The organism is Lyngbya sp. CCY1209 (genome assembly GCF_055795065.1).
Genome location: NZ_JAYFER010000645.1, coordinates 1 through 20,141, shown reverse-complemented (window position 1 = coordinate 20,141; position 20,141 = coordinate 1). Strand labels below are relative to the sequence as shown.

Below are 20,141 nucleotides of genomic sequence, written 5' to 3'. Positions count from 1 at the left end.
AGCTTGGGAATTGATTCCCAAGCGGTCTGGATGTCTCACCCTCCGCTCCCTCCGCTCCCTCCGCTCCCTCCGCTCCCTCCGCTTCCCCTGCTCCCCCTGCTCCCCCTGCTTCCCCTGCTCCCCCTGCTCCCCCTGCTCCCCCTGCTCCCCCTGCTCCCCCTGCTCCCTGTGCCCCCTCCGCTTCCCTTGCTCCCTGTGCCCTACTTGAGGGGCGGCTTTTTGATGTGCCAGGAGGTGGCCTGTTCGTAGGCGTGGGCGACTTCCAGGAGGCGGCCTTCGCCGAGCACTTTTCCGATCAACTGCATCCCGATGGGGAGTCCTTGTTCGTCGAAGCCGCAGGGGATGCTGAGGGCGGGCAACCCGGCGAGGTTGACCGGGATCGTCATCAGGTCGGACAGGTACATACTGAGGGGATCGGCGGTTTTTTCCCCGGCTTTGAAGGCTGTGGTCGGGGAGGTGGGACACACCAGCACTTCCACCTGGGTGAAGGCGCGATCGAAGTCCTCTTTGATCAGGGTGCGGACTTTTTGGGCTTTGAGATAGTAGGCGTCGTAGTAGCCGGCGGAGAGGGCGTAGGTGCCCACCATGATCCGGCGTTTGACTTCCGCCCCGAACCCTTCGGCGCGGGTTTTGGCGTACATTTCGATCAGGTTTTCGGCGTCGGGGCTGCGGAAGCCGTATTTCACACCGTCGTAGCGGGCCAGGTTGGCGGAGGCCTCCGAGGGGGCGATGATGTAGTAGGTGGGGAGGCCGTAGCGGAAGCGGGGGCAGGAGATCACCTGAATTTCGGCGCCGAGACTTTGCAGGACGTCGATCGCCTTGGTGACGGCCTGTTCGACCACCGGATCGAGGCCGGACCCGAAGGTTTCCTTGATCACGCCGACCTTCATCTTGCCGCGGGGGCGGAGGTGGGGTTTCAAGGAGGCGGTGTAGTCGGGGATTTCGACGTTCAGGCTGGTGGCATCTTTGGGGTCGTAGCCGGCGATCGCATTGAGCAAAATCGCCGCGTCCTTGACGGTGCGCCCGAAGGGGCCGATCTGGTCCAGGGAGGAGGCGTAGGCGACCAAACCGTAGCGGGACACCAGGCCGTAGGTGGGTTTCATCCCCACCACCCCGCAAAAGGAGGCGGGTTGGCGGATCGAGCCGCCCGTGTCCGAACCGAGGGCGACCACCGCCTCCTCGGAGGCCACGGCCGCGGCCGAGCCCCCGGAGGACCCGCCGGGGACCCGCTCCAGATCCCAGGGATTGGCCGTCAGTTGGTAGGCCGAATTCTCCGTGGAACTGCCCATCGCGAACTCGTCCAAGTTAGTTTTCCCCAGGATCACCGCCCCGGCGGCTTGCAGTTTTTGGGTGACGGTGGATTCGTAGGGGGGGACGAAATTTTGCAAAATTTTCGAGGCGCAGGTGGTGGGGATGCCCTCGGTACACATATTATCTTTGATGGCGATGGGAATCCCCGCCAGCGGTCCGATCTCCTCTCCGGCGGCAATTTGGGCATCCACCTGCCGCGCCTGCTCCAAGGCCCGATCTGCGGTCACGCACAGAAAACTTTTCAGTTTCGGCTCCAACCGGTCGATGCGATCGAGCGCTTCGGTGGCGATTTCCACAGCAGAGCGTTCTTTATTAATCAGTTGTCGGTGCAACTCGCAGATGGATGCCATGCCCTCTCCTCTGTTTGAATTCCAATATTTGAGTTTACCGAAAAAATGCCGTCCTGCGGATCGGCGCCGGCTTCGCACCGCCCCAATTCCCCCTCCGGGGCGATCGCATCGGGCCGGCGATGGCAAAATTGGGGTTTGATCCGGAACTTTTTAAAAACTGACGATAGATAAAATAACGTTCCGGATGAGATGAGGAGTCATGCCACCAAAGGCACACATAGAACCCCACTTATCGGCTGACGATCTCAAGAGTCGCTACCGACAGGCCCGAGATACCACGGAAGCTCGCCGGTGGCACCTGCTGCAGTTGGTTTCGGGGGGTTGGACGATCAAGCGGGCGGCAGAAGTTGTGGGGTTGAATTACGACTACGCCAAGGAAATTATCCGCCGCTACAACCTCGAAGGCCCCCTTTCGGTGAGAAACCGCAGCCGCGATCGCCAGCCCCCCGTGGCCCGTTCTCTGCTGACCCCATCTCAACAACAGGAACTCAAACAAGCCTTGCAGGGACCGGCGCCCGACGGGGGACCTTGGTCCGGCCCGAAAGTCGCCCAGTGGATCGCCCAGCGGACGGGACGCCAGCACGTCTGGCCGCAGCGGGGTTGGGACTATCTGAAGCGATTGGGCATTGATTGGAAACAACGAAAAAATATCGGTTCCGAATCTTGATGCACACGTTAGCCGATTCTGACCATGAAAAACCCATCGATTTTCAACTTCATCCTCGGGGGGGCGATCGCGATCGCTTCCTTCGCCCTCCCCCACGCGGGGATGGCCGGCGAATCTCGGGCCGAGCGGCTTCCCCGCTACCGCTATTCTCGCCCCGTCAACCAAGAGTTTTTCTGCGGCCGCAGCGATGACGGCGTTCCCACCACGTTCGTCAAGACCCGCCGGGGGACGTTCCGGGTCATCCGCTGGGTTTCCCACGTCTTCAATCAAGCGGGTTACGTCCCGGAAACGCGCTGTCGCCAAGTTTCTTCCAAATTCCAACAATTCTACGAGCGGGGACTCCTCAACTACGTCACCACGGGTATCGTCAACCGTCAGCCCGTCATCTGCGTCTCGGATGCCAAGGACGGCCCCTGTTTGGGAGTCCTCTTCACCCTCAAACCCCACCAGGATGCCCACTATACCCTACAGCAGTTGTTCGACCTGCAGGCTAATGCCGACGCCGGCCCCCTGGAAGAAAGCGGCTCCCGCCTCTATTTGGATCTGAATCGATATCTGGAATTAACAGTTAACAATTAATCATTGACAATTAATAATTGTTGATCGGTTTTTTCGAGATTGGGTCGAAAGATTTTCTTTTGAGGAGCGAGGTTTTTTTCCTCTCTCCTCCATCATCCAGAGGGAATCCTTTTGACTTTTGACTTGTGACTTTTGACTCGTGAAAGCCTCCGGTTTGTGAGGGTATCGCAGATGATAAGGCTCCGGCAGTTGGTGCTTTTATTTCCCGTCGCGATCGCCAATTGGGTCGGCAACTTTCCCGACTCAGAATACTTTTTTTATCCCCGCCGGCTGACGCCGGTGGGGCGATCGCGATCCCCCGCCTGTCAGGTGTACGGGTGTCGGTTGTGTAGGCCGGAGCAGCTCCAAACCATCGCCCGGGCGATCGCCGTCAAAATTATCGGCGAACGGGGGTGGGGGTCGGGAATTTTAATTAAAAAGAAGGGGGATTTGTACACGGTTTTGACCAACGATCACGTCCTCAATTCCGCCTCCTCTCCCTACCAAATTCAAACTCCGGACGGCCGCATTCATGACGGATATCTGCTCACTTCCTATTCCGTGCGGGGACAAGATTTGGCTCTGGTTCGATTTCGGGCCGGAGGTGAAAACTACGCCATCGCCTCCTTTCACCCCTCTTCGACGCTGAAACCGGGCGACAAAGTGTTCGGCGGCGGCTTTCCTCGAAATTTGCAAGCGGGGGAAGTTAGGCCGATCGACTCTCCCCAATTATTGACCGAAAAATTACCGCCCCAAAAGTTTTCTCAAGTTTTGCGATCGCCGGAATTTCCCCACCTCGGATTTCATCTGACCCGGGGGCGAGTTTCTTTGGTGGCCGAAAAACCCTTGGAGCGCGGTTATCAAATCGGCTACACCAATCCGATTCAAAAGGGGATGAGCGGCGGGCCGCTGTTGGACCGTTGGGGTCGGGTGGTGGGAATCAACGGGATGCACGCCTATCCGCTGTGGGGCGACCCCTACGTTTACCAAGACGGTTCCCAACCGCCGCCGCACCTGCGGGAAAAAATGGTTCATCTCGCCTTCGCCATTCCCAGCGATCGCTTCACCGAATTGGCGCCGGAATTTTCGCCCCCGACGGCGATCGCACAAACGGCCGATACGTTCTTTTTTTTCTCCCGGAATCGGTCGAACTGGCTCGGGTTTCCTCCCCCCACCTCTCCGACTTCTTGCTATTGATTGATCGCCGGCAGTCCGAAAGCAAACCGACCCCATGACCGCACAGATCGGGTGGGGGAGTAGGGACCCCTGGCTTGCGCCCTCATTTGAGATTCTACCCCGAAATCGGCACCGCCAGAAAAACCCACCCGGACAGGGTGGGCTATCCTAGGGGTATTCTTGCTGAACTGTCTCGATTGTCGGCGATTCAAGGGCGATCGCACATCCTCCGGCCGGTTCATCTGAATGGGGTAATTAGAGATCTTGAAGACCGGGCCGCGACGGATCGGTTAAAATTTGATAACCTGAGCTTAACTTTTCAGGTGTACCCTCTAGGGCAACTTCAGTTTGGGTCCTCCGCCCGTTTCATCATCAAATTTTGACAAGCGACGTTCAACCATCACGGTGCCATGAAAACGATTTTATTTTTATCTGCCGAAAATGATTACCGCAGCCGATTTTCCGAATCTCTGTTCAATCATTTAGCCCGAAAGCGGGGCTTAAATTGGCGTGCCTATTCCCGGGGATTGAGCGCCGATCGCAACCAACCGATCGCCACGGAAGCCATTTCCGAATTAGTTCAACGGGGAATTCCCCTCGGATCTTCCCTGCGGTCGCCCCAACGAGTCTCCGAAATTGACTTCAGAAACGCCAACAAAACCATCGCGATCGAAGAAAGTACCGACCGCCCCCTGATGCGGAAACAATACCCGTCTTGGGCGAGTTCCGTCGAATATTGGAACGTGGGTGGCGGTCATTTTCCCTCCCAACAACTCGAACGCAAAATCAACCAACTCATCGATCGCCTCCTCCCCACCCACGCCAGTTTGGCGACCGCTTGGATGGGGGACGATTACTGAGACAATTAACAATTAACAATTATTAATTGAATCTGCGTCATCTGCGTCATCTGCGGATTGAAACGGCTACAATTCTCGGCGGTTGAAAATGGCGATCGCCAAGGCCAGCAGTAGGACGGTGTAGACGATCCCGTAAACCGCGTTGGCTAGGAGGGTGGGGAGGGAGGGGAGTTGTCCGTAAACGGCATCATTTTTGAGGTCGAGGCGGGCGAGATCGGGTAAGATGACATAGATCGCCGTCATCAGCCACTCGATGGCGGGATTGTCGCCGAATTGGCCCAATTCCAGCAGATCTCGGCTCAAACTCCCCATCACATAAACCCCGAATGTCAGCAGGGTGGCGAGGAGGGAACTGGTGAACACCCCCAGCAAAATTCCCACCGCCGCCACCAGGCCCAATTTCAACCACAGAAACAGCATCGAAACCGCGAGACTTCCGGCCGGATAGGGAATTTGATTCAGGCTCAAAATTCCCATGTACAACGCCGTCATCGCCAGCAGCAGCACCGCCAGCACGGCGAACAGGCCGAAATGCTTTCCGATCACCAATTCGGGGCGGCTGACGGGTTTGGAAAGCAGCAGGTAAACGGTGCGTTTGTCAATTTCTTGGTTGACCAAACTCGTGCTGACAAAAATGGCGATCGCCAGACTCAAAACGGCGATGGCGGCGATCCCCACGTCCAGGGTAATTTTATCTTCAAAACTGGCGGAAACTTCCGGCAGCAGTTGCACCGCACCGACCATCACCAGGGCGAAAACGATGATCATATAGAGGATGCGATCGCGCATCACTTCCCAAAACACATTCTTGGCGATCGCCAGCGTCCGTCCTAAAAACATTTCCCCCTCCCCAAATAGGTCTAATTTTGCCGGTCAGTTCAAATCAATAAAATCCGGTAGAACTGTTTTTTTGAGTGAAAATATAAGCAGATTGTATCACGATTTGAGGCCCTCGAACGGCCCGACCTGCGCCCGGTCGATCAGGATTTGCTGTCGGAACAGATTCGGATATTCTTCCACCCACTCATCCACAAAAAAATAGAGCGCGATCCAGCAACTCAAAACCACGTGGGCAAGGATCAGCAGTAGGAACGGGCCGCGCACCCAAGGCCGCTCCTGACTCACTTTAAATCGCACTTGAATTAACTCGATGAAAAAAATCAAACAACCGCAAATGATCGGCCAAACTGTGATGGCAAATTCCGGCATTTCATCGGCCGTTTCTTGATAGATCAGGATGGTGATTAACGTTCCGGCAATCCAGGGACTCAGGGGTACGCCCCGAATCACGAATGGCGGCTGAGTCGTCCGCCATGCGATCGCCACCGTCAAGACGATCCAACTGAACGCTGCCAAAGCATTGCCGCGATCGGGATTATTATCGACGATCAGCAGCGAGAGCAGCCACGCCAGCAAACCGAAAAAGATCGCACTTCTCCAGTGATAAAGTCTCGGCGGCCGAATCGTATTCACGAAAGATGTGACATTTTTAACAGCCGGATGGTTCAGCGGATTGTCCATCGGTTCAAACCTCCCTTGCCAACAGTAACGTCAAAATTAAAATAAAAACATAACTCGCCGTATGCCCTCTCACGATCGCCCGCAGGGAATTTTGCATCTCCGAACTGATCGCGAAAAAACCCGATTTTTGTTCGGCAGGTTGGTCGGGTTGGGCCGGAATTTCCGACAAATATCTGTAAAATATCAGCCCGTTAAATTTAACGAGCAGGTAGGCGATAAAATAAATGATCGTGATCGCCAACAAAGTCATGGAGAAGCGGGGGACTTCTCCGACCATTATATAAACAATCCAATCATCTTCGACCGCTTCCGGCAGCCGGGAATAGACCCATAAAAAACTGACGATTCCCAGGATTTCTGCCAGCAAGTTGATCGCCGTCGCATATTCCACGCTCTGGCGGGGAGTGACCTTGAGATAACGCCGCAAAAACCAAGATTCGATGGCGATCGCAATTAAAACGCGGGACAATCGAGTTAAAATTGTCCGCAGGGCAATTTGAATCGAAAACATCAAGACCGGACTCCGTAAATGTCAGTTTCGTGCCAAAATCAAGGTCAGCTCTGATTATAATTCCTTTGGGCAAAAGGGTTAAACACTCTCATGCGCTGGTATACTAAAGCAGGCTTAATTCGAGCCGCCGTGGCCTTCGGTCTGACGATCGCCCTGCTACTGGGGGTAGGAGGAATAATGGCACTGATGCCGGGACGCAGCTACCGGGGGGAACTTCCGCCCCTCACCCCGCCGCAAGAACAGTACCGCGATCGCCTCAAACAAGATATCGAAGCGATCGCCGGCCTGGGCGAACACAACCATGTCTACTACGAAAATCTCCTGCAAACCGAAGCCTACCTCGAAGGCCGTTTTGCTGAAGCCGGATATGCCGTCCGCCGTCAAGAATACCCGATCGGCGATCGCATTTTCACCAATTTGGATGTCGAAATCCCCGGAACCGAGAAACCCGAAGAAATCGTGGTCATCGGCGCCCACTACGACTCGGTGACGGGCTCCCCCGGGGCGAACGACAACGGCAGCGGGGCGGCGGCGGTGCTGGCTTTAGCGGATCGGTTCGCGGGAACCGCCCCCAAACGGACCCTGCGATTCGTGGAATTTGTCAACGAAGAACCCCCCTTCGCCTGGACTCCCGAAATGGGAAGTTGGGTTTACGCCAAGCGATCGCGGCAGGAAAATGAGAAGATCGTCGCCATGCTGAGTTTGGAGACGATGGGCTACTACTCCGACTCCCCCGGCAGCCAAACCTACCCCCTCGGACTCCTCAACCAGGTCTATCCCATCACCGGCAATTTTATCGGTTTCATCGGCAACTTGCCCTCCGGCGGGTTGGTGCGGCGGGCCGTGAAGCGGTTCCGCCAGTCCGTCCAATTTCCCTCGGAAGGGGCGATTTTGCCCGACGCCGTCCCCGGGGCGGGGTGGTCCGACCACTGGTCCTTCTGGCAGGAGGGCTACCCGGCGATCATGGTCACGGATACCGCCCCCTTTCGCTATCCCTACTACCACACCGAAGAAGATACCCCCGACAAAGTGGATTGCGATCGGCTTTCTCGGGTGGTTTTCGGCTTGGAGGCAGTGGTGGCGGATTTGGCGGGAGTGGCTTTGGAGGGAATAGGGAATAGGGAATAGGGAATAGGGAATAGGGAAGGCAACAGGCAACAGGCAATAGGCAATAGGGGGAAGTCGGGAGAATCATATCAAATCCGGTTCGATCACCGAGTGGGGGAAAATGAAAAATGAAAAGTGCGAAGAAACCGGGTTTCTAGAACCATTTCGATTTCTCACCAACATCTCAGATAGAAACCCGGTTTCTAGAACCCGCAATCTTTCCAATCCTCTTCAGAGGATTTTTGCTATTAGCTTGGGAATTGATTCCCAAGCGGTGCTCGGATAGAAACCCGGTTTCTAAACCCCCACACCCCACCGAGCACACCCCACACCCCACCGAGCACACCCCAACCATTATTTCGTCGCGAATCCGCAATAGGAATTGGGGTTGTATTGGCGATATTCTGCCAGTGCCGCCTGACAGTCTTCCGAGGTTTCAAACCAGTCGCCGTAAACTTTATAAGACTGATATTGAGATAAATTCGAGTAGTTGGGGGACCAGAAAAAACCCGCCCGAGAATAGCCGTCTTCTTTCAGGGACTCGCGCTTTTGTTCCGCTTGGTTCGGGTTGTGGAAAGCGGAATCGGCAATGAAATAAAATGTCAGGGGGAGGGAAGATGTCGGCGGTGTCGGTTCGGGGGTTGCCGACTTTGACGGGGACTTGGAAAATAGCGTCAATCCCAAGCCGACGATCGCACCCAAAACGATCCCCGCGACGGCCGCTTTGTGCCAATCTTTTCGGGGTTTGCGACACCGGCGGGGGGCGGTTCGTTTGGGAAAAATAAGCGTCGAAAGGGGACCCGATCGCTCGGTGGGGGCGATGGGGTGGGATAATTGTTTCAGGGCGTCGAGCATTTCCCGGGCACAGGAGAAGCGATCGCCGGGGTGGAAGCGGATCGCGCGATCTAAAATAGCGGCAAATTTCGGGTCAATTTCCGGCACCAATTCCCGCCACTGAAGTTCGGCCGTATTGCCATTGAGGGGCAATTCCTGGGGCGTTTTTCCCGTCAGCAAATAGATCGCCGTCACCCCCACACTGAAGATGTCACTGGCGAAAAATGGGTGTCCCGCCGCCTGTTCGGAGGGCATGAATCCCGGCGTCCCGATCGCCAGAGAAGGGGTGGGATTTCCCCGGGAATTTAACACCGTTCCCATCGTTTCTTTCACCGCCCCGAAATCGATCAAAACGGGTTTGCTGTCGGGGTGACGGAGGATGATATTATCGGGTTTGATATCCCGATGAATTAAGCCGTTGCCGTGGATGGTATCCAACACGGGGAGGAGATCGAGGAGGATGTCCCGAACTTCGGATTCCGAAAGCGATCCCTGTCTGAGGACTCGGTGGGTGAGGATTTCCCCTTCGATCCATTCTTGGACTAAATAAAACCGTCCGTCCTCTTCAAAATAGGCGTAGAGGCGGGGGATGCGATCGCTCGTTTCGCCCAATTTTTCCAGGGCGATCGCTTCCCGGCGAAAACGGTCTTGAATGATCGGATAAACTCGCGCCTGTTCGGCTTTCGGTTTCAGGCGTTTAATCGCACAGCGGCGTTGGGAGGGCATTTGGGTATCTTCGCCCAAAAAGGTTTCGCCGAACCCCCCGGAGGCGATCGCATCGACGATTTGATAGCGGTTGTTCAGCAGCGGCGGCGTCGTGGGTGAAAAACTGGATTGGATTTGCATGGATGGAGACCGGATTGACTTAAACTTCAGAAACGGTTGAATCGATTAAGTCAACCTTATTCATACTGCGACACCGGCAGAGATCCGGAAGTGCAACTTTCCTCAGCATCACAGAGGCGAACCCCCAAACCGAGACTGGGGTGGCTTTCCCCGGATTGCCAAGCTGTGACGGGTGGGGGGTTGTCATATGGAGGCAAACAGGCAAACACAGCAATTTTTAAGCCAGTGAGGTACACTTGCCGATTCAAAGTTCCCCTTGTGAAGGGGATAATGTGTCCATTCAAAGTCCCCATCCCCCCCTACCCCCCCTTTGTAAGGGGGGAGTTCAAGGGGGATTTAGGGGGATCATCCGTATTGAATTGGATCGAAAACCGCTATATTACCCATTCTTATCGCAAGGTTTCGCAGCCGATGCCGTCCCGATCGCGATCGAAGCGGTGCGGGTCGGGGGGACTCACGGCAATGGGTTCCCGGATTCCCAATCTTGGCAAGTCGGGACAGTCGAGATCCGGCGGTGGCGGGGGGATGCAGATTTCTCGCCCCGAAATCGTCTGGGGATAGGCGCGATCGCACCCGGACTGCGCGAAAACGGGTGTCGCCATTAACGATAGCACAAGCAACAACCCCGCCAAAGCGACGCCAAACAAGGGGATTGCCCGATTCAGATGATTTCGATACCAGCCCATATCAAATTGATAGGTTCGAGTCTCCGCGATAGTACCACGAACCGGGGATTTTATTGCGATCGCGTGTTTACGGGTGACAAACCTCCAAACCCGGATGAAACAAGGGACTCCATCTCCTTGTTTTCCCCACACCCCACGCCCGCACACCCCACACCCCAGCGCTATAACTGTTCTGATGTCCCCCTTCAAGATTAAATAGAGGGTGTTTGTCAATTCGACCCGTACATCATGGAAAATCGGTCAATTACCCGCCTTCTCGTCAGCTTGGCGAGTTTATGCATCATTATTGCGGGAATCAAAGCCACCGCCGGCTTGACCTCTCAAATTCTCCTCGCCTTATTTATCGTATTAGTTTGCAGTCCGATCGTCGTCTGGCTGAGTCGGCGCGGACTCCCGGAATGGTTGGCCAGAGTCATTGTGGTCTTGGGGGTGGTCGCAGTCGGCCTGCTGCTGATCGCCTTTTTGGGACTTTCCATCACCCAACTCACCCTGGCACTGCCGAAATATCAGTCGATGATAGCCGCTCAACTCTCCGGAGTCAAACAGTTTCTCAATTCAATCGGGGTCAGTCAAGCCGATCTGCAACAATTGGATTTATTCGATCCCGGCAAACTGATTCAACTGACGATCGCCTTCATTCAAGGACTGCTGGGAACCTTGTCGAGTGTCGGTCTGACCCTATTTATTTTCATCTATATGCTGGCGGGAACCTCCAGCTTTTCCAAAAAGTTGAATCGCGCTTTGGTTGCCGACAATCCGATGCTCGATCGCCTCAACAATTCCGCCAAAAGTATCAGTCTGTACCTGTTGATCAAAGGTTGGCTGGGGGCGATGACCGCGATCGGTCAAATTATTTTACTCTGGATTGTGGGGGTCGATTTTGCCATCCTCTGGGGCATCCTATCTTTCCTGTTCAACTTTATCCCCAGCATCGGCTACATCATCTCCGTGATTCCCCCCACCCTGATGGCGCTGTTACAATTCGGTTTAATTAAAGCCGTTATCGTGTTTGTCGGTTACGCCCTCATCAACAACTTTTTCGACATGGCGATCGGCCCCCGCTATTTGGGTCAGGGTTTGGATCTGTCCACCTTCGTCACCTTTTTATCGGTGATTTTGTGGACGCTGCTGTTGGGTCCCATCGGCGCATTTTTGGCCCTCCCGCTGACGGTCATGTTGAAAAAATTGGTACTGGAAACCCACTCGGACACCCAACTGATCGCCAGCCTGATGGGTGCGGACGAAGGGAAACCGGACAAGTCCGATAAAAGTTTGTTGTAGCGTTTGGGCACCGGGGCTCCCATCCCAACAACGGGGGGTTTTGGGCGGTTTTCCACACCCAAACGGACGCCGCGATATCTGGAATGGTGGGGGGAGAAGTTGAAGTTACCCACAGACAAGCGATCGCGACCATTGGAGGCGCAATCATGAAAAGACTGTATCGCAGCCGCACCCATTCTCAAATCGCCGGAGTCGCCGGAGGCGTGGCGGAATATTTCAACGTCGATCCCCTGCTGGTGAGACTCACGTTTATCATCCTGGGGTTCTCTGCCGCGCCGGGAATTATCCTCTACGCGATTCTCTGGCTGTTGGCGCCGCTGGAACCGGAACTCGAAGACCGCAAAACATCCGAGTTCTAAGCACGGTTGAGGGGTTGAAACGGGCAAAGGGTTTCAACCCCGTTTTTTTTATAATTTTCAATAATATAGCAGTTTTCGATCTGCTGCGATACGTTTCGATCCCCCTAAATCCCCCTTAATAAGGGGGACTTAAAAGGCGGGTCTAAAATTGAGATTTTGGTTTTCATGGGGAGATATTGATAGAAACCCGGTTTCTAAGACTCCTCGAATCCGATCAAACGGCGATCGCGGGCGTCCGGTGTTCGGCGTTGCCGGAGATGTTACGAAAAGTGTAAAAATGTTAAGAAAAATCTGATGCCCGGTGGGGGTGGGGGCGGGGAAGGGTTGAAATGCAACGGTTTTGGGAGTGGGAATTGGTGGGTCGCCCTGAATTGATGGGATTGCGTGAAATCGGGAAAAGGGATAGGATTAACAGTAGTTATCGGTGCAGCTCGCCCAGTTGAGACTGTGAGTCCATTGGCTCTGATTTTCCCTGCGTCACTGACTGGGAATCGCTGTATTGAATTGTCCCAGGATAGCCAGCCATGAAATATAGCCCAGGGTTCGACTCATTCCGACAGACTTTGATGGGGACGGCTGCGGTTGCTGCGGTGTGTCTGACACAGGTGGGAGAGGCCCTCGCCAAAACCGGAGAGGAAATCTATCAAATAGCCGTTCCGATTACCGTACAAATTAACAGCCAGAATAATGGTGGGGGAACGGGGGTGATTGTCTCCCAATCTGGGGACACTTACACCGTCGTCACCAATCACCACGTCGTCTGTCAGAGGGGAACGTTTGTGAGCAACTGCAACACCAACGGCACCTATCAGATTATCACCCATCGGGGCAGAACCTACACCGCTTCTTTCGTCCAAGCGTTCCAAGGAAATCGCAACGAACCGGATTTGGCGATTGTCCGCTTCCGCAGTTCGGACAGTTATCCGGTGGCGACGTTGGGGGATTCTCAGCAGATTATTCCGGGTAGCGAGGTTTATGTTTACGGTTTTCCGAGTTTGCTCGGGCGTCGGGGTTCCGAGCGGGAGCCGGAATTTACCCAAGGTTTTGTCACCAGTCGCCCCCAAAACCGATCGGGCGGATATGCCATCAACTACAGTGCTTTGACTTGGGGGGGAATGAGTGGCGGTCCGGTGTTCGACAGTGAAGGACGGTTGATTGGCATTCACGGAGAGGGTGTCCGAGACTGGGCTACGGTTTATGGTAATGATGGTCAAACACGGACTGGGATAGCCAATGTGGCTGCCGGGATTAACTCCGCGATTCCCATCAATACCTTTGTGGCCCTGCAACCCCGCATCCGCCAGGGGGACGTGCGTTTGGCGGTGGATGCGGGTTCGAGGGGGCGAGTGGCGAACCTGGACAACCCCAGCACCGCCTCGGACTACTACGCCAGGGGAGCGGCGAACTATGGCCGGGGCAATTTCCGGGCGGCGATTAATGATTTCACCCAAAGTCTGCGTTTGGATGGAAATAATCGGGATGCTTATATTTTCCGGGGTGTGGCTCGCTTTGACCAAAAAGACTATGAAGGAGCGATCGCCGACTACAACCGAGCCCTTCAAATTGACAATAATTATGCTGATGCTTATGTCGGTCGGGGTTTAGCTCGCCGTCAGCAAGGAGACCTTCAAGGAGCGATCGCCGACTACAACCGAGCCCTTCAAATTGACAATAATTATGCTTATGCTTATGTCGGTCGGGGTAATGTTCACCGGAACCAAGGAGACTATGAAGGAGCGATCGCCGACTTCAACCGAGCCCTTCAAATTGACCCCAATTCTGCTGATGCTTACCACAATCGAGGTGCGACTCGCGTTGACCAAAAAGACTATGAAGGAGCGATAGCCGACTTCAACCAAGCCCTCCAAATTGACAATAATTATGCTGAGGCTTATGTCGGTCGGGGTAATGTTCACCATGACCAAGGAGACTATGAAGGAGCGATCGCCGACTTCAACCGAGCCCTTCAAATTGACTCCGATTCTGCTGAGGCTTACCACGGCCGGGGTACAGCTCGTTATATGTTAGGAGACAAGCAAAAAGCCCGTTCCGATTGGCAAACCGCCGCCAACCTCTATCGACAGCAGGGCAACGATGCCGGATATCAACTGATGATGGATACCCTAAGAAACTTCCGGTAATTGATCGGGTGCGTCCCACTCCAACTCTGAACCCTCTCCTTAATAAGGGGAGGGTTGGGTGGGGTTTCCGGGTTTATGAGGCGCCTGCGGTGCGCGGGAGTCGGGACTCCAGGAGGCAGAGGGAAAAACTACCCCTACACCCTACACCCTACACCCTACACCCGGCGCCGAGCGCTATAACTCTCCCCCGAACAATGGTATCTTCAAGGATCGGACACCATTTCACAGCAGGCAAATTGATGAGCGTGGCAGACGACAAAACCGTTGTTCGGGAGTATTTCAATTCCACTGGCTTCGATCGCTGGCAGCGAATTTACGGCGATGGCGACGTCAACCGGGTGCAGCGGGACATCCGGCAGGGACACCAGCAGACGGTCGATCGCGTCCTGGAGTGGCTGCGGGCTGACGGCAACCTGTCGGGTTTGTCGATATGCGATGCGGGGTGCGGCGTGGGTAGCCTCAGCATCCCCCTCGGAGAAGCGGGGGCGATCGTTTCCGGCAGCGACATTTCGGAAAAGATGGTCGGCGAAGCAGCCCAGCGGGCCAGACAGCAGTTGGGCTATCGCGCCAACAATATCACATTTATGACCCAAGATCTGGAACGGTTGACGGGCCGCTATCACACCGTCATCTGTCTGGACGTGCTGATTCACTATCCCGACGAGGAGATGGGAGACATGATTTCCCACCTCTGTTCCCTGGCGGAAAGCCGGATCATCCTCAGCTTCGCCCCCAAAACCTTGGCCCTGAGTGTGCTCAAAAAAGTGGGCGAATTTTTCCCCGGGCCGAGCAAAACCACCCGCGCCTACCAGCACAAGGAGGCGGATATTGTTAAAATTCTATCGGATAACGGCTTCACCGTCGGCCGACAATCCATGACCAGCACGCGATTTTATTACTCTCGGCTGATCGAAGCCGTGCGTTAAATTGTTCATCGCGCCCCCCTAGCCCCCATCCCCCCCAACCCCCCTTTGTAAGGGGGGAGATAGGGGGGAACCGGAGTTTCAAGTCCCCCAAAGTTGGGGGATGCAAGGGGGCTTCAGGGGAGGAAGAGTTCAGATGTTTAAACTGATAGCCGCCGGATTCTTAATTCCCCTGGGGTCGGTGTTTTTGTTGGCGATCGCCACCGAATTCACCAACCCCGCCGCTTCCTCCGATTCCCGCATGGCGACGGCGGTGGGCGGCTTGATTCTGGGCATTCCCGCCATCGGCGTCGGAGGCTGGCTGGCTTGGGACTGGTATCGCGATCGCCGCCGGGAACTCTACCGCCGCCAACGGTACATCCGCTCGATTTTCCTGCATCTGGTGCGGGACAAGAAAGGCCTGGTGGCCGTCAAAGATCTGGCGCGATCGGCGAATTTATCCCCCCAGGAAGCGAAAGCATTCCTCGATCGCGCCGCCCGGAAATACAACGCCACTTCCCAACAGTTGGTCGATGGCGAAACCTACTATCAATTTAATTTTTGAGATGAGATCGAATCTGCTTGGAGAACCGCTTGGGAATCAATTCCCAAGCTAACAGCACAAATCCTCTCAAGAGGATTAACAATCGATTTCCGATTAAAAAAATAGTTTGATATGGATTTTGATTGGGACAGGGGGGAGGGCGAATGCCCTTCGCCCCTACAATTGAAAATACCGACACCATTCACCCTAATTCAATGAGTCGAATTTTTCTAACTTTAGCATCAATTTTAGGCGGATTTTCGGTAATCGCCGGGGCTTTCGGTTCCCACTCTCTGCGGGGACAATTGAGCGATCGCGCCTTGGAAGTCTTCCAAACCGGAACCCGCTACGAAATGTATCACGCTTTGGCATTGTTGGCTGTGGGGGTACTTTTGGCGCGATCGCCATCTCCCCAACCCCTATTAGTTGCGGCGGGATGGGCGTTCGTGGCGGGCGTCATCCTCTTTTCCGGCAGTCTCTACGGTTTGAGCACCACCGCCGCCGGATGGCTGGGACTGGTGACACCCTTCGGAGGCGTGATATTAATCGTAGGTTGGGCACTGTTAGCGATCGCCGCCACCCGCCCATCAATCAATCCGTAGGGGCAGGGGAGGCAGAGGAAGCGGAGGAGGCAGAGGAGGCAATTTAATATCAGATCCGTACAAACTCCCCAATCATCTAAAGATGATTTTCGCTTGTCGGGGCCCCTGGCTTGCGCCCTTGAGAATCAATTCCCAAGCGATCTGGATGTTCCACCCGTTTCTTCGCTTCCTCCGCTTCCTCCGCTCCCTCCGCTCCCTCCGCCCCCACACCCCACACCAGCCAACTGTGGTACGGTAGATAGGGGGTCAACCCGAGAATTTGGGAGATACATCAGCCAGTTATCAACATGGGAACCGAAACAATCGTATTGCTATCGAGCCGGGAAATCGAAAAAATGCGCCAAGCCGGACGTTTGGCCGCCGCCCTCCTGGACCACCTCGAACCGATGGTAAAACCGGGGGTCAGCACCCTGGAACTCAACGACGAAGCCGAACGCTGGACCCAAGCCCACGGCGCCCGCAGCGCCCCCCTCAACTACAACGGTTTCCCCAAATCCATCTGCACCAGCGTCAACGAGGTGATCTGCCACGGCATCCCCAACGCCAAACAGATCCTCAAAGATGGAGATATCATCAATATCGACGTCACCCCCATCGTGGAGGGCTACCACGGCGACACCTCCCGAACCTTTTTCGTCGGCACCCCCTCCCCCACAGCGAAAAAGTTGGTGGAAGTGACGGAAGAGTGCCTGCGGCGGGCGATCGCAACAGTGAAGCCGGGAAGCCGCATCGGCGACATCGGCGCCGCGATTCAAGAATATGCCGAGGGCGAAGGCTTTTCGGTGGTGCGGGATTTTGTCGGCCACGGCGTCAACACCGTCTTCCACACCGCCCCCCAAATTCCCCACTACGGCACCCGCGGCAAGGGGAAAAAATTGCGGTCTGGGATGGTTTTTACCATCGAACCGATGATCAACGAGGGCACCTGGGAAGCCCAGGTTTTGGAGGATGGCTGGACGGCGATCACCAAGGATGGCAAATTATCCGCCCAGTTTGAACACACGATCGCCGTCACCGATCAGGGCGTCGATATTCTGACTTTACCCGCTTAATTCGTAGCACAGGCATCCTGCCTGTGAAACACGACGATCAAACTCGAAGTTCCGGCGGCGGAGGTGCGGTGATGCGTAAGGTCGCACCCGTTTTCGGATGTCGAAAGGAGAGGGAATAAGCGTGCAGCCAGTAGCCGCAATCTCCGGGGACGGGAACGGTGTCGCCTTCGGGCGATCGCGGTTTGCCGCCAATCTCATAAAGCGGATCGCCGACGAGGGGAAATCCGGCGGCGGCGAGGTGAATCCGAATCTGGTGGGGTCTACCCGTGAGGATGGTGACTTCTATAATTGCCCGATCGCCGCACCGTTTCAATACCCGGCAATCGCTTCTGGCGAACAATCCATCCGCCGCCGCACCGTAAATATAGCCCAAAACCGGGTGGGGGATCTTGCCGATCGCGCGATCGATGCCGAATTCGTCCCGGTCCGGGCATCCGCTGGCGAGGGCCAAGTAGACTTTGCCGATCTGCCGATCGCGCATTTGCCGGGTGAGGTGCGATCGGGCCGTTTGCGATCGCGCCAGCAGCACCAATCCCGACGTCCCCCGCCCCAAACGGTGGATGGGAACGGGCGTTTCTTCGGGGTATCGCCGTTGCAGTTGCCCCAATAACGTATGTTCGAGGAAGCCGCCCCCCGGCATGACGGGGAGCCCGGAAGGTTTGGCGACCACCAACAGATCCGCATCTTCGTATAAGACCTGAAAAAATAGGGGAACGTCCGGTTCCTTCCAGGGCGGGCGGTGATACACTAATTCCTGTCCCGGTTGCAGCCGCATTTCGGCGATCGCGGGTTTGCCGTCGAGCCAAATTTGTCCGGCGTCGAGGCGATCGCGCCACTCCATTTCGGTCGAGTGGCGGTATCGTCCCGCGTAGTAGTCCAGGACGGTCAATCCCGCACTTTTGCGATCGACGCGATCGCGGTAAGTCCAACCGGAATTCAAGGGTGTGGCCACTGAAAAACTTACAGCAAGTTAACTTCAAGTCCCCCTTTGCAAGGGATCATTCCCCTCTCAAAGTCCCCCTTTTTAAGGGGGATTTAGGGGGATCGCCCCCCTCTCAAAGTCCCCCTTTGTAAGGGATCATTTCCCTCTCAAAGTCCCCCTTTGTAAGGGGGATTTAGGGGGATCATCCCCCTCTCATTAGATCGAGAACCGCTCTCTCCTTAATTATCCCATATCATTTAAGTTTGTCAACCCCAAAAGTGCGATCGCACCCCGCAATTTTTCAACCCCCCATGCAAAACCGTCTGGCATTTCCGATTATTTTAATTAGCGCGATCGTCGCCGCAACTTTCGCCCTGCTGTGGTGGAGCGATCGCGATCGGGTGTACAACCTCACCCTCGCCACCGGGGGAGAATTGGGGGAATATTACGAGTTCGGAGAAGCGTTAGCCGAAGTCGTCGCCCGACACAATCCCCGGATTCAGATCAAAGTCTTGGAGACGCAAGGATCGCGGCAAAATGTCGAATTACTCGCCGAAAATAAAGCCCAACTGGCGTTAATTCAAAGTGATACGCTCCTCCCGGCAGACGTTCGAGTTGTCTCCTTCCTATTTCCCGAAATCTTTCATTTGGTCGCCCGAACCGAAGCCGATATTAATAATGTCAAAGATCTGGAAGGAAAGCGGATCGCACTGATGCCGGAGGGGAGCGGTTCCTATCAACTGTTTTGGTATCTCAGTCGCCACTACGGGTTAGATGGAACAGATTTAGAAGCAATTCCCATGCCTTCGGAACGGGCCTATGTCGCCCTGCAACGGGGGGAAGTCGATGCCATGTTCCGCATTATCGCCCTGGGAAATTCGACCCTCAGCAAACTGCTACAAACCCCGGATTTGAACCTAATTTCCATCGAACAGGGGGCCGCACTCCAGCTATTCAAACCAGCCTTGGAACCCGCCCTCATTCCCACGGGAACTTACAACGGTTCCGTCCCCATTCCCCCGGAAGATCTGCCCGTCGTCGGGGTGCGATCGCTCCTGATAACTCGGGAAAATATCAACCCTTACGCCATCCACGAAATCACCCGCATTCTATTTGAACGCCGCAACGACTTGCTCGAAAAAAGTCCCCAAGCCGCCATGATTGTCCGCCCCGGCAACGTCCGAGATTTGGGCTTGCCCTTCCACCCCGGCGCCAAATCATTTTACACCCAAGACGAGCCCTCTTTCTTAGAAAAATACGCCGAACCGATGGGCTTTTTACTCTCCGCCGGCGTATTGGGAATTTCCAGTCTTTGGCAGTTTCGGCTGTGGCTGAAAGGCCGACAGAAAAATAACGCCGATTTCTACAACTTAGAAATTCTCAATTTAATCGATCGCGTCCACGACTGCGACACGACGGAGGAATTGGACTCCATCCGAGAACAACTGTTCAAAATCTTCCGGAAAGTCGTCGTCGATTTGGACGAAGATCGCATTTCCCCCGAATCCTTCCAATCCTTCACCTTCACCTGGGAAGCCGCCGTCACCACCATCCGCCACCGGGAGACACTGCTTTAAAAAAAGGTGTAGGGTGGGTTAGGCGCCGCCGTAATTTTTCGGAAAAACCCACAATTTTTCATCGGCGCCGTAACCCACCAGCCATTCCATTCAAAATTCAAAAGTATAGTAGTCCAGTTTTCCCACCAATAACCCATCCGCTACCAGCCGTTGGGTTTCGTTTCGCGACCCCCAACCTACAACTATTGAGCGGTGCGTTACATTTCATTAACGCACCCTACCACTCAAAGCCCCCAGAATTGGGGGTTTGGGGGCTAGCGGTGCGTTACATTTCATTAACGCACCCTACCACTCAAAGCCCCCAGAATTGGGGGTTTGGGGGCCAGTAACCCAC

20 protein-coding genes are annotated in these 20,141 nt (G+C 55.1%); 13 read left to right on the top strand and 7 right to left on the bottom strand.

What is annotated here, in order from left to right; all coding sequences use genetic code 11:
• Positions 1-200: 200 nt before the first annotated feature.
• A complete protein-coding gene (gatA, locus tag AC0QHF_RS26275; RefSeq protein WP_324707233.1) occupies positions 201-1,661 on the bottom strand; it encodes an Asp-tRNA(Asn)/Glu-tRNA(Gln) amidotransferase subunit GatA in 1,461 nt (486 codons plus the stop codon).
• 199 nt (positions 1,662-1,860) lie between these two features.
• On the opposite strand from gatA, the gene AC0QHF_RS26270 reads away from it, so the two are divergent.
• From AC0QHF_RS26270 to AC0QHF_RS26255, 4 genes are all read left to right on the top strand, one after another.
• Positions 1,861-2,328, top strand: coding sequence for a helix-turn-helix domain-containing protein (locus AC0QHF_RS26270; RefSeq protein ID WP_324707232.1), 468 nt, complete (start codon positions 1,861-1,863; stop codon positions 2,326-2,328).
• A gap of 24 nt (positions 2,329-2,352) precedes the next feature.
• Positions 2,353-2,907 carry a COP23 domain-containing protein gene (locus AC0QHF_RS26265; protein WP_324707231.1) on the top strand — a complete coding sequence of 185 codons (555 nt, stop codon included), beginning with the start codon at positions 2,353-2,355 and terminating at the stop codon, positions 2,905-2,907.
• A 171-nt stretch (positions 2,908-3,078) separates the two neighbouring features.
• Positions 3,079-4,083, top strand: a complete 1,005-nt coding sequence (locus AC0QHF_RS26260) for a S1 family peptidase (protein WP_324707230.1) — start codon at positions 3,079-3,081, stop codon at positions 4,081-4,083.
• 389 nt (positions 4,084-4,472) lie between these two features.
• A complete protein-coding gene (locus tag AC0QHF_RS26255; protein ID WP_324707229.1) occupies positions 4,473-4,922 on the top strand; it encodes an arsenate reductase/protein-tyrosine-phosphatase family protein in 450 nt (149 codons plus the stop codon).
• Positions 4,923-4,988: 66 nt separating this feature from the next.
• Here AC0QHF_RS26255 and AC0QHF_RS26250 read toward each other — a convergent pair whose 3' ends face one another.
• The 3 genes from AC0QHF_RS26250 to fraC form a co-directional block, all read right to left on the bottom strand.
• Positions 4,989-5,762, bottom strand: a complete 774-nt coding sequence (locus tag AC0QHF_RS26250) for an ABC transporter permease (RefSeq protein ID WP_324707228.1) — start codon at positions 5,760-5,762, stop codon at positions 4,989-4,991.
• Positions 5,763-5,858: 96 nt separating this feature from the next.
• Complete coding sequence (locus tag AC0QHF_RS26245) at positions 5,859-6,443, bottom strand: DUF5357 family protein (protein WP_324707227.1); 585 nt, start codon at positions 6,441-6,443, stop codon at positions 5,859-5,861.
• Between the two features lie 4 nt (positions 6,444-6,447).
• Positions 6,448-6,954, bottom strand: a complete 507-nt coding sequence (gene fraC / locus AC0QHF_RS26240; RefSeq protein ID WP_324707226.1) for a filament integrity protein FraC — start codon at positions 6,952-6,954, stop codon at positions 6,448-6,450.
• Positions 6,955-7,044: 90 nt separating this feature from the next.
• Between fraC and AC0QHF_RS26235 the strand changes: the two genes are divergently transcribed.
• Positions 7,045-8,082 carry a M28 family peptidase gene (locus AC0QHF_RS26235; RefSeq protein ID WP_375341467.1) on the top strand — a complete coding sequence of 346 codons (1,038 nt, stop codon included), beginning with the start codon at positions 7,045-7,047 and terminating at the stop codon, positions 8,080-8,082.
• A gap of 333 nt (positions 8,083-8,415) precedes the next feature.
• Here the strand turns inward: AC0QHF_RS26235 and AC0QHF_RS26230 are convergent, their stop codons facing one another.
• Both AC0QHF_RS26230 and AC0QHF_RS26225 read right to left on the bottom strand, forming a co-directional pair.
• A complete protein-coding gene (locus AC0QHF_RS26230) occupies positions 8,416-9,741 on the bottom strand; it encodes a protein kinase domain-containing protein (protein WP_324707225.1) in 1,326 nt (441 codons plus the stop codon).
• Positions 9,742-10,130: 389 nt separating this feature from the next.
• Positions 10,131-10,343: a hypothetical protein gene (locus AC0QHF_RS26225; RefSeq protein ID WP_324707224.1), complete on the bottom strand. Its 213-nt coding sequence runs from the start codon at positions 10,341-10,343 to the stop codon at positions 10,131-10,133.
• A gap of 312 nt (positions 10,344-10,655) precedes the next feature.
• Between AC0QHF_RS26225 and AC0QHF_RS26220 the strand changes: the two genes are divergently transcribed.
• From AC0QHF_RS26220 to map, 7 genes are all read left to right on the top strand, one after another.
• Positions 10,656-11,708: an AI-2E family transporter gene (locus AC0QHF_RS26220; RefSeq protein ID WP_324707223.1), complete on the top strand. Its 1,053-nt coding sequence runs from the start codon at positions 10,656-10,658 to the stop codon at positions 11,706-11,708.
• Positions 11,709-11,854: 146 nt separating this feature from the next.
• Positions 11,855-12,067, top strand: a complete 213-nt coding sequence (locus AC0QHF_RS26215) for a PspC domain-containing protein (RefSeq protein WP_324707222.1) — start codon at positions 11,855-11,857, stop codon at positions 12,065-12,067.
• Between the two features lie 524 nt (positions 12,068-12,591).
• Complete coding sequence (locus tag AC0QHF_RS26210; protein ID WP_324707221.1) at positions 12,592-14,208, top strand: tetratricopeptide repeat-containing serine protease family protein; 1,617 nt, start codon at positions 12,592-12,594, stop codon at positions 14,206-14,208.
• Positions 14,209-14,447: 239 nt separating this feature from the next.
• Positions 14,448-15,134: a magnesium protoporphyrin IX methyltransferase gene (gene bchM / locus AC0QHF_RS26205; protein WP_324707220.1), complete on the top strand. Its 687-nt coding sequence runs from the start codon at positions 14,448-14,450 to the stop codon at positions 15,132-15,134.
• 133 nt (positions 15,135-15,267) lie between these two features.
• Positions 15,268-15,675 carry a hypothetical protein gene (locus AC0QHF_RS26200; RefSeq protein ID WP_324707219.1) on the top strand — a complete coding sequence of 136 codons (408 nt, stop codon included), beginning with the start codon at positions 15,268-15,270 and terminating at the stop codon, positions 15,673-15,675.
• 194 nt (positions 15,676-15,869) lie between these two features.
• Positions 15,870-16,256, top strand: coding sequence for a DUF423 domain-containing protein (locus tag AC0QHF_RS26195; RefSeq protein ID WP_324707218.1), 387 nt, complete (start codon positions 15,870-15,872; stop codon positions 16,254-16,256).
• Positions 16,257-16,543: 287 nt separating this feature from the next.
• Complete coding sequence (map, locus tag AC0QHF_RS26190) at positions 16,544-17,308, top strand: type I methionyl aminopeptidase (RefSeq protein ID WP_324707217.1); 765 nt, start codon at positions 16,544-16,546, stop codon at positions 17,306-17,308.
• A 37-nt stretch (positions 17,309-17,345) separates the two neighbouring features.
• Here map and AC0QHF_RS26185 read toward each other — a convergent pair whose 3' ends face one another.
• On the bottom strand, positions 17,346-18,260 hold the full coding sequence (locus AC0QHF_RS26185) for an RluA family pseudouridine synthase (protein ID WP_324707216.1): 915 nt from the start codon (positions 18,258-18,260) through the stop codon (positions 17,346-17,348).
• A gap of 233 nt (positions 18,261-18,493) precedes the next feature.
• Here AC0QHF_RS26185 and AC0QHF_RS26180 point away from each other — a divergent pair, with 233 nt between their 5' ends.
• A complete protein-coding gene (locus AC0QHF_RS26180) occupies positions 18,494-19,807 on the top strand; it encodes a TAXI family TRAP transporter solute-binding subunit (protein ID WP_324707215.1) in 1,314 nt (437 codons plus the stop codon).
• The last annotated feature ends 334 nt before the right edge of the window (positions 19,808-20,141 follow it).